The 500-nt window shown below is 61.2% G+C and carries 1 protein-coding gene; it reads right to left on the bottom strand.

Annotated elements, in window-relative coordinates; all coding sequences use genetic code 11:
• A partial coding sequence (locus CXQ91_RS24465; protein ID WP_258074257.1) for a glycosyltransferase occupies positions 1-346 on the bottom strand: 346 nt, incomplete at its 3' end.
• Between the last annotated feature and the right edge of the window lie 154 nt (positions 347-500).

The raw sequence follows: 500 nt of genomic DNA, 5'->3' as shown, positions 1-500 counted from the left end.
GGCCGTTTTCGGAAACGAGTGCGGCGCCATCGCCTTGGCCGGCAAATACCACCGGGGTGCCGCATGCGGCCGCCGCATAGATCTTGGTCGGCTTGGCAAAGTCGTAGCCTTGATCCGGCTTGATGCTGACCAGGGCCCCAACGGCTCCCCGAATCCAGGTGGCTGCCTCTGCGGGCGATACGACGCCGCCGAAATGGACGGCACCCGGGACCAGGGAAGCCGCGAGTTCCTTGAGGTGGTCTTCATCGGTACCCTGGCCAAAGAACCGGATCTCGGTGGTGGGAAATTCTTCCCGGACAGCCTGCAAGGCCTCAATGAAAATGGCTGCCCCCTGCCACTCGCTCATGGTCCCGGTATAGACAAAGTAGGGGTTTCGCGCTTGGGTACTTTCGCCGTCGGGCCTGAAAATAGTGGTATCAACACCGTTGCCCACCACCGTGATGAGATTTGCGGGGACCCTGAACTTGGCAACCTTACCGGCCACAGGCTCAGAAACGGCT

This window comes from Arthrobacter sp. Y81 (genome assembly GCF_002929335.1).
In the GTDB taxonomy this organism is placed as follows: domain Bacteria; phylum Actinomycetota; class Actinomycetes; order Actinomycetales; family Micrococcaceae; genus Arthrobacter.
Note: the sequence above shows the minus strand (reverse complement) of the source record. Positions and strands in the feature narration are given on the sequence as shown.